Raw genomic sequence first — 6,766 nt, 5'->3', positions numbered from 1 at the left:
TGGCTGCTGCGAGCGATCCGGCTCCGTCGAATCCGCAGACGATGAGCGTGGGTGCTCTTGATGCGAATATCGAAGTCATCCCGGAACCTGCTACGCTCGGTCTGATGGGTGTTGCTGGCTTGGGTATGTTCCTGGCTCGCCGCAAAGCTCGTCGTTAATCTTTCGATTGACAAGAGTTGTGAAAGAGTCCGCTTCGGTGGGCTCTTTTTTTGTTTGCGGTTAAGCTCTGCGTGGCGTGGGCAATGTGCCGGCGGCTCGGCGCAAGTTTTAGTCAGGAAGGAACACATAGATCACGAAAAGCCTGTGGGATTAATCTTTGGTGTCTTTGCGTTCTCTCGTGGAAAAAATCCGGGTATTTATCTGCCGGATCTCTAGCGGGCACCAAGGCGTAGTTGACGGTAAGTACTCAGCTTCTCTGTTGTTCTGTGGTTAATAATCCGTCGGAAGCATGATGGGATTTGAATAGCGAGGAGCTAACCCGACTTTCTTAAATGAGCATTTGAAAACGGCGAAAATCGACTTTTTTGCCCTTAATTGATGTGGTTTCTGTCGTAAGTCGCGCATTTCCAAGGCGGGCTTCGGGAGGTAGTGCCTGTATTTTTTCCGGCCCGGTTGACGCAGATCATTTGCCTGCTACGATTTCCTTATGTTTTTCAGGGAAAAAGTGAGCCGGGGTTCGAGGGTGCTCCAGTTGGTGGAGTCGTTCCGTAATGCAGAGGGGAAGCCGCGCCAAAGGGTGTTGGCCTCGCTGGGCGATGCCGATGTGCCGCAGAATGAACTCAAACCGATTGCGCGGGCGGTCGAACAGCGCCTGCGCCGTGAGGAATCGCTGTGGCCTGTCGAGCTTTCAGCAGAGGCTGCTGCATGGGTTGTGCGCATTGTGAGAATTGCGGAACAGACCCGGGCAGTTCCGTTGAAGCCGGGCACAACCCATCTGGACGGGGTGGTTGTCGATCGGATCCGCACGGATGATGTTGCCGGGTTCGGACCGCATTTGGTGGGCCTCGGCGCATGGGACGCGCTGGGGCTGTCGTCCATTCTCAAGCGGCACGGAATGTCGGATGAGCGAATCGCGCTCTCTCAAATGATGGTGATTAACCGGCTGGTGGAGCCGCTCAGCGAGTGGGCATTGGCCGATTGGGTGAACCGTACCGCGTTGCCCGAGATGCTTGGCGTGGAGGTCGGCCGGACCACGAAGGATCGGTTGTATAGAACGAGTGACGAGCTGCTTGGATACCGCAAAGGAGTCGAACAGGCTTTGCGCGAAGGCGAACGGGAACTCTTCAGCCTGCGGCGCAGCATCGTACTGTACGATGTTACCAACACGCATTTCGAGGGACTTTGTCAGCGCAACCCCAAGGCGAAGCATGGGAAGAACAAACAGAAACGCAACGACTGCCGGCAGGTTGCCGTCGGCATGGCGTTCGACGAGCATGGCTTCGCCCTGGCGCACGAGGTATTCGATGGCAATATGGCCGACACGAAAACGCTCGCGGCTATGCTCGAACGGCTGGATCTCGGTGACGAGGAGCTCCGGCCCGTTGTTACCCTCGACGCGGGATTCGCCTCCGAAGAAAACATCCGCCTGCTCGAAGAGCTCGGGTGCTCCTACATCATCAACATCACCCGAGGAAGCCGCAGCCGCTACGCCGAACACTTCGAAAACGAAACCTTCGTCCCGCTCCCCGGCCGCAAACCGGAAAAACAGGTCGAGGTCAAGCGGATCGACGATCCCGAAAATGAAAACCGACGGCTTGTACTCTGCCGCAGCGCCCAGCGGCGCGAAAAGGAACGCGCCATGATCTCCAAGGCCGAGGAGCGCTTCCTCGCCGACGGCGAATCCCTGCGCGAACGCATCGAAGCCGGGCGGCTTAAAAAGGTCGAAATCATCGAGCGTAAGATCGGCGCCCTGTTCAAAAAACATCCGCGCGTCGCCCGCTTCTACAAAGCCGAGCATAAAGACCACACCCTGCATCTGGTTCGCAACGACAGCAAACTCGACGAAGCCCTCTCGCTCTGCGGCGACTACGTCCTCAAAACCGACAAAACCATGGTCGCCGCAACGCTGTGGGAACTCTACATGACCCTGCTCGAAGCCGAAAAAGGCTTCCGGATGCTCAAGGGCACCCTCGGGCTGCGCCCCAACTTCCACCAACTCGGACACCGGGTCGACGGGCACATCTTCATCAGCGTACTCGCCTACCACCTGCTGCGCTGGATCGGCTACCGCCTCGAAACCGCCGGCGACCTACGCGAATGGCGCACCCTGCGCCGCCTGCTCGGCACCCATATCGTCGCCACCACCCGGCTCCCCCTTGAAGATGGGCGCGAAATCTTCATCCGCAAGCCCAGCGAACCCGACGAAGAACAGCAACGCATCTACACCCTTCTTGGAATCGACTTCAACCGCGCCTACCCCCCGCGCAAAACGGAGGTGACACCTTAACGACTTTGTAGTGCCTCAGAAAGTCCGCTCATTGCAAAGCAACGACTTGCGCCGTCGAGTGAGAAACTTGGGCTAACATAGATCGGATGGCGAAAGAGGGCATGCGCTTTACCAGCTTCTACGCCCAGACCGTCTGCGGGCCATCCCGTTCGGCTCTGCTGACAGGGTGTTATCCCATGCGCATTGAACGAGCCGAACATGATGACGGCCGTATGGTGCACCCGGCGATGTCCTTGAATGAAATCACCCTTGCGGAAATCCTCAAGGAGCAGGGATACAAAACCGGCATGGCTGGTAAATGGGATGCTTCCGGGAGAGGAAAGTTGACTTTCCGCGTTGAGCTCGGCCCGCATAACCAAGGCTTCGACTGCACCTTCTGGGGGGAGACGGCTTTCTGCAAACCTATTTTTGAAAAGCAAAAGGTGGTCTTGAAAAATCCATATCATCCATCGCCGACCCAGCTCTTTACCGACAAGGCGATTGAGTTTCTGGAAACGAATAAAGACGAGCCGTTCTTTTTCTACCTTGCGCATCCTATGCCCCACACGCCCCTGTACACGACGGAGAAATTTAAAGGAAAGTCCGCTGCCGGGCTCTATGGCGATTGTATCGAAGAACTCGACTACCATACGGGGCGCCTGTTGGACAAAGTGAAGGAACTCGGTCTGGATGACAGCACCTATATTATCTTTACCAGTGATAACGGCCCCTGGTGGATCAAGAAAGATCACGCCGGGCATTGCGAGCCGCTTCGCAGTGCCAAAACCAGCACCTACGATGGCGGCCTCCGCGTCCCGTTCATCATCCGTGCGCCCGGAAAGGTTCCCGCCGGAACCGTTTCGGATCTCGTTTGCGCCAACATGGATCTGTTTCCAACCATTGGAAAACTTGCAGGTGCCGAATTGCCGGACGACCGCGTGATCGACGGGCTGGATATTTCCGGAATTATTCACGGCACACAGACGGAGCTGGATCGTCCGTTTTTCTTTTACCAGCATGAGGCCTTGCGGGCAGTACGCCGTGGAACGTGGAAGCTCCATCTTGTGCATTCCGATTTGGATCGCACCAAGGAAGGGGTGCAATGGCAAACCCACGTGCCGCCTGAAGACCGCCCCTACGTCGAGGTACTCTCGCTCTACAACCTCGACGACGATATTGGAGAAACCACGAATGTGGCTGCGCAATATCCGGAAGTGGTTACCGAGCTGCTGAAAGATCTCGACTTTGCCAAAGAGGATATCGGTTATCACGATGTGATCGGAGAGCATTCCCGCAGATAGTAATAGGAAGAAACTCAGTATGAAAAAAACAGCAGGAATGGCCGGAATGTTTTTGGCTTTGGTCGTCGGTGCGCGTGCTGCCATTGTTGGCGGCGATGTGATCGCAATTGACTTTGGTGCAACAGCACCGGCCGTGGCGAATTGGAACCAAATATCGACATCGACTCTTTCAATCGGTGACTTGCCACGATTGTCTGATGGAGCCTTCACCGGTGTAGGCGTTAGCGTTACTCTCACGGGGACGAATGGTGACTATGTAAACAACGCGGCTCCCGGCACCGGTTTGGGTTCAACCGATGAGTCTATTTATGCCGATCACCTGGCTGCCAATAACCTAAGTGGTTCTGATTTGATCACGGTTGTTTATACCGGACTGGATGATAGCCTGAGTTACACGCTGACAGGCGGAATGGCTCGTAGTGGTAACACGGCTCCATTCGAACAGACGTATACTGTGGGGGGAATTGATTATGATTATACGGGTGATTCCGGTGTTGATGCATACGCTGAATATACCGGTCTCTCCTCAAGCGGCGGAGTGCTGACATTCACCGTATCTGATTACACGGATACTGATCTCGCTTCCATTTCGCAGATGACACTGACTGCTGTTGAGAAGCTTACCGATTTTTGGACCATTGCCCTGGATTTCGGGGATACCCCGCCCGCCAACCATTTTAATGATATTTCCGCCAACGGCACCTACAGCTCGCTGGTGCGGCTCTCCGACGGAAGCTCGGTGACCGGGATCTCCGTTAAGGTGACCGGCCCGTCCTTCTACAAGAGTGACGGACCCAATGATTCACTGTCGGGTCTTTCCACCGATTACGATGTGTCCAATGTCACCGACTGGGCCGGAGACGGCGACACATGGACCGTGATGTTCTATGGGCTGGACGACTCGCTGCTTTACGACATCGAGGGGGTGATCGGCGGCTTCACGAACAATGCCAATACCGATTATACATTCCTTCAGGCGGGAACGCTGACGAATCTGTTCAACCCCGCCACGGCCTCTGCGGATCCCCGGATCGCCCGTATTGAAGGAGTCCGGTCTTTTGGCGGCGTTCTGGAGATTGCCGCGAAACCCGGCACGGTTTATCCGTTCCTGTCGGCCCTGACGCTTACGACCGTGGAAGGAAGTACCAATGACGTGATCGTCGTGCCGAACATTGTGGACATTACGGTGGGTAGCGCAAGTAATGTGGCCCTGAACCTGGAACACGCCGGAACGAATTATGTGGTTCAGCGGTCGGATGATCTGCAGCGGTTCTCCGCGATCGATTTTGATGTGCACGGAACCTCCGGCGATACCGTTAGGATCGAAGGTGGCGAAAACGTGGATGCCGATGGGGATGGCAGCGGATTTTTCCGCCTGAGCCGCCGACCGAACTTTGTCATTATTCTGGCCGACGATCAGGGCTATCAGGATCTCGGCTGTTTCGGCTCGCCGGACATTTTAACGCCGCGAATCGATACGATGGCGAGCGAGGGGATGCGTTTTACCGGCTTTTATGCGCAGACCGTTTGCGGACCGTCCCGGGACGCCCTGATGACCGGCTGTTACCCCTTGCGGACGGCCACGCCGGATGCCCGATCCGTCGTGCATTGTCGACTGGCGCACACCGAAGTGACTCTTGCCGAGATACTCAAAGAGGTGGGGTATACGACCGCCGCCTTTGGTAAATGGGATTTGGGCGGCCACTCCCAGACCGCGTACGATCCCGACTATCTCCCGCTCGCCCAGGGCTTTGATTATTTTCTGGGCACCTCCGGGAGCAATGACTCGACGGTGAATATCATCGAAAATACGACCCGAATTGAAACCGGCGCGGACATGGGCGGACTGACGGAGCGCTATACCGATGCGGCCATCTCGTTTATCCAAAAAAATAAGGAACGACCCTTCTTCGTCTATCTGGCCCATACGATGCCCCATGTGGATCTGGCGGTGTCCGACGACTTCGCGGGCACGTCGGCGGGCGGGCTCTACGGCGATGTGATCGAGGAACTCGATTATAATGTCGGGCGGATCCTCGACGCCGTCGAGGAACTGGGACTCGACGACAACACCTACGTCATCTACACGAGCGATAACGGGCCGTGGTATCTGGGGAACAGCAGCTCGCATGTCGGCGAGTACGGCAGTGTTGCCGAAGCGGAGGCCATGGGCGGGTCGGCCCTGCCGCTGCGCGGCGACAAGGTCACGAGCTGGGAGGGCGGGTTCCGCGTTCCCTGCATCATGCGGGCGCCCGGACGGATTCCCGCCGGAACGGTCTGCGATGAAATCGCCTCCACCCAGGATCTGATGCCGTCGCTCGCAAAACTGGCCGGGGCGACGGTTCCGTCCGACCGCGTGATCGACGGTGTTGATATCACCTCCCTGATGCACGGTGTTTCCGGAGCCACCGGCTCACGGGAAGCCTTCTACTACTATGTTCGGAATGACCTCCACGCGGTACGCGTCGGAAAGTGGAAGCTGCATGTGGCCCGGGATGCCGACTCCACCTGGGCGCGCTATTACCGGGATGGGGACTGGTTCGATATTCCCTCGCCGATGCTTTTCGACCTCGAAGCCGATATCGGGGAGACGAACGATGTCTCCACCCTTTACCCGGATGTTGTCAGCAACCTGCTCGAATACATTGAATTTGCCCGGACCGACATCGGCGATGGAGACCTGGTCGGGGAGAATGCGCGATAAATCCAATGGGAACGGATTGAGTAAAAAACATTCCTGGCACATTACACATCCTAAAGATTCGGATGGATCGCAGGGAAAGCTTCATCACATACATAAAATGCTGCTCATTTCCGATTTAACAGAAGACCGCAAGGGTCGCGAAGAATCGGCTTTGCTGTCTTTGCGACCTTTAGCGAAGCGGGTGTTAAATTGAATCCTTGTTCACGTTAACGTTTATTCAGTGCGACCGATTAAGAAATACGGAGCACTGGTGCAGCGTATCACCTAGAACTTCGTATTTTCACCACAAAGACACTGCGACACAGAGACTCTATGCATATCCCCTCTGTGTCTCCG

Annotated in this window: 4 protein-coding genes; all 4 read left to right on the top strand. The window is 56.2% G+C overall.

The window, feature by feature from the left end; translation table 11 throughout:
• Positions 1 to 41: 41 nt before the first annotated feature.
• The 4 genes from ABYO54_RS12200 (at position 42) to ABYO54_RS12185 (ending at position 6,430) form a co-directional block, all read left to right on the top strand.
• On the top strand, positions 42 to 158 hold the full coding sequence (locus ABYO54_RS12200) for a PEP-CTERM sorting domain-containing protein (protein WP_372808530.1): 117 nt from the start codon (positions 42 to 44) through the stop codon (positions 156 to 158).
• Positions 159 to 682: 524 nt separating this feature from the next.
• Positions 683 to 2,446, top strand: coding sequence for an IS1634 family transposase (locus tag ABYO54_RS12195; protein WP_372808528.1), 1,764 nt, complete (start codon positions 683 to 685; stop codon positions 2,444 to 2,446).
• Between the two features lie 77 nt (positions 2,447 to 2,523).
• Positions 2,524 to 3,726 (top strand): sulfatase-like hydrolase/transferase, encoded by a 1,203-nt coding sequence (locus tag ABYO54_RS12190; protein WP_372808529.1) that lies wholly within the window; start codon positions 2,524 to 2,526, stop codon positions 3,724 to 3,726.
• A 19-nt stretch (positions 3,727 to 3,745) separates the two neighbouring features.
• A complete protein-coding gene (locus tag ABYO54_RS12185; protein ID WP_372808527.1) occupies positions 3,746 to 6,430 on the top strand; it encodes a sulfatase-like hydrolase/transferase in 2,685 nt (894 codons plus the stop codon).
• Positions 6,431 to 6,766: the final 336 nt, after the last annotated feature.

Origin of the sequence: Pontiella sp., from assembly GCF_041622395.1 — a bacterium.
Taxonomy (GTDB): domain Bacteria; phylum Verrucomicrobiota; class Kiritimatiellia; order Kiritimatiellales; family Pontiellaceae; genus Pontiella.
Note: the sequence above shows the minus strand (reverse complement) of the source record. Positions and strands in the feature narration are given on the sequence as shown.

What these genes read in the sequence shown, in the direction of transcription:
- ABYO54_RS12200 (WP_372808530.1), top strand. Translation starts at nt 42, where the DNA reads ATGAGCGTGGGTGCTCTTGATGCGAATATCGAAGTCATCCCGGAACCT.
- ABYO54_RS12185 (WP_372808527.1), top strand. Translation starts at nt 3,746, where the DNA reads ATGAAAAAAACAGCAGGAATGGCCGGAATGTTTTTGGCTTTGGTCGTC.